We start from the raw sequence: 2,566 nt of genomic DNA, 5'->3' as shown, positions 1-2,566 counted from the left end.
TCTGCGGGGAGATCAGCTGTCCGTCACCGGGGAGATTTCATGTCCACCAGCGGGGAGGCCAACTGACCGCCAGCGGGGAGTCTGCCGTGTCCGCTGACACCCTTGCGGTGCCCGTAGGTTCCGGTGGACCAAGTGGCGTGCCCGCTGGTGTCGTAGAACACGAAGTTGCCGTCGTCCTGGAGTTCGTCCCGCCCGCCCGGCGCGGGATTCAGGGCTCCCAGGGTGCAGACGATGCGGCCGGCAGAGTCCAACAGCTTCACGTACCCGGACTTCGACCAGTCCAGGTGCGTCACGCCCTTCCCGCTCGTGCCCGATGCCCACAGTGGATAGTCGGACTCCCCGTTGAAGCCGTAGAGCACCAGATTCCCATCGGCCAGGAAGTACAGTCCGGCCTGAAGATTGTTCGCGCTTGCCGACTGACCGACCTGCCAGTCGGGCTGGGCGAGGGTGAAAGTTGCAACGGAGGCATCGGCCATCGCGATGCCGCTGGTCACACCGATCGCCCCAGTGGCCACGGCGCACACCATGGCCACGTGCACTATGTGCCTGCGCCTCTCAGAACCGCTTGAGGTTCGGAAGGTCACGAGAAGTCCTTTCTTGAAGGAGTGGACAAGGGCCCCTGCCAGCACGCCCTGGCCGCGCGGCCGGGCTAAGGCTCTTCATCTGAGGTGAAGGGACTGCACTTCGCAGCTCCGCCACCACGAGGTTGAAGGGTGGGCGAAGCAGACCGCTACGCGGCAGGACGGAGCCCAACGGCTACGTGTAGCAGTAGTTGAGATTGCCCTGCCGGAGTCCGTAGGTGTCCGTCGCCCAGGTGGCGTTTCCGCGACTGTCGTAAAAGACCACGTTGCCGTCCTCCTGGATTCGCACGGTTCCTCCCGGCGCAGGGTTGAGCTTGCCGAGGGTGCACACGACGTTGTTGGAGGCGTCCAGCAGTTTGGCGTAGCCGGACCGCGACCAGTCCACATGGGTAACGCCGCGGCCAGCGGTGCCACTCGCCCAGAGCAGGTCGCTCACGGTGTCGCTGATGGTGTACAGCATCAGGTTTCCGTTCCCGTGCAGCACCAACCTGACGCTGGACGAGGATGCGATGTCGCCGGCGTAGGAGTCGGGCTGCGTGAGGGTGAACGTGGCAACCGTGGTGCCGGGGTCGAGGGCCATCGCTTCTGCGCCGGACGCGCTGGCTACTGCAAGCGCTGCGGTGCACACCACGGCGGCCCGCACGCCGGCCCCTCGCAGACACAAACCCCGAACGGGACGTGCCGTCATGAACTCTCCTCACTGTATGAGATTCGGCCCGAGGAACGTGCCTCGAACTCGCCAGTGCACTGATCGTTGCGCTGGGCACTCACAGTCGACTCACGTGCCGCTCACCGAGCACGCACCACAGGACAGGTTCAGGCCCGACAGCAGCTCACGTCGCAACATGGGATGCGGGCTTCGCCGCTCCGCAGAACACTGCGCACCCGTGTCTTCCCAGAGGTGAAGCCGGCGTGGCGGCCGCGAGCCGGGTGCCAGGCCAGCTGCGGTTCTTCCCGCTCGGTTCACTGCGAGGCGCGGGGAGCGATCCGGTATCGCTTCTGGGGGCGCCGATCGGCTCGCTGCTCGCTCACCTGCTTCCGGCTCGGCTTGCGTGCTGGCGAGGCCGATGCAGAAAGCGGGCCGATCGCCGGTCGCCGTGCCTTCGCGGAGCAGGATCGGGAGCGGCTGTCCTCGCCTCCCCTCCTCGCCCCAGGCCGGGCTTCGGCGAAGGCAAAGTCGACTACAGCGACCTTCACGACCTCGCCGACCTCCGCATGCCGGATCTTGACCCACGCTCCCGGCGCCGCCCCGCCGGACGTGCTGTACACGGTGTCCAACCCCTTCGCGCACACTCCTTATGCACATTCGGTCACTGACCGTATGCCTAGCGTCGTGATGGTGAACGCGTGGCGGGTGCGTGCCACGATGGAGGAGTTCGAGCTCCCCCAAACGGAGTCGGCTTCGACGCACAGCTGCTGACTGACGGTCGAGCCGACTGGCTGCGCGAGGCCGGGGTGGAGCCGGGGACGCCGTACCTGGTCCCACCGGTGTTCGAGTACGACGTCGTCCTCAACACCTTCTTCCAGCCGCCGGGTATGCGGATGCTCGCGGTGAACACCCAGTTCGGCTACGCCCGGGACCTCGCGGCCTTCCTGACGTTCCTGTGGTCGGCGCGCAGCCGTAGGAGCTGGCGGGACGCAGCCGAGGAAGACCACCTGGCCCGTGGGTCGGTATCCCACTCCCGCGGTGTCCGGGTCGCGCCTGGTGGGCTCCCGTTCCAGGCGGGTGTCAGCCTCGGCAGTCGGGGGCGGGCCGGTCGTCCGTCGAGCTGCCGGGGTGGTTGGTCGCCGTCGATCCGGCCGTGGGCTCGCATTTCGACGTCTGGTGGGGCGCCAGGTGCGCCACGGAGACCGCCCACATGAGGATCAGACAGACGATGCAGACCGCCTTGACCACGTTGCCGCACTGCCCTCCAGCCCCGGACCCAGCGGATGGCCCCAATAGACACCTGAAACCCACCCCGCCCGGAAACTCCGCGATCGAC

General features: G+C 67.1%; 2 protein-coding genes. Both read right to left on the bottom strand.

Features of this window, described 5'->3' with window-relative positions; all coding sequences use genetic code 11:
- Positions 1-23: 23 nt before the first annotated feature.
- Entirely contained in the window at positions 24-515 is a 492-nt protein-coding gene (locus IE98_RS45590) for a hypothetical protein (protein WP_159401262.1), read from the bottom strand.
- A gap of 241 nt (positions 516-756) precedes the next feature.
- Positions 757-1,269 carry a hypothetical protein gene (locus tag IE98_RS0141345; protein WP_159401261.1) on the bottom strand — a complete coding sequence of 171 codons (513 nt, stop codon included), beginning with the start codon at positions 1,267-1,269 and terminating at the stop codon, positions 757-759.
- Positions 1,270-2,566 lie beyond the last annotated feature (1,297 nt).

Source organism: Streptomyces sp. NRRL B-24484 (assembly GCF_000717715.1).
Lineage (GTDB): Bacteria > Actinomycetota > Actinomycetes > Streptomycetales > Streptomycetaceae > Kitasatospora.
This window is presented reverse-complemented; position numbering and strand designations above follow the sequence as displayed.

What these genes read in the sequence shown, in the direction of transcription:
- IE98_RS0141345 (WP_159401261.1), bottom strand. Translation starts at nt 1,269, where the DNA reads ATGACGGCACGTCCCGTTCGGGGTTTGTGTCTGCGAGGGGCCGGCGTG.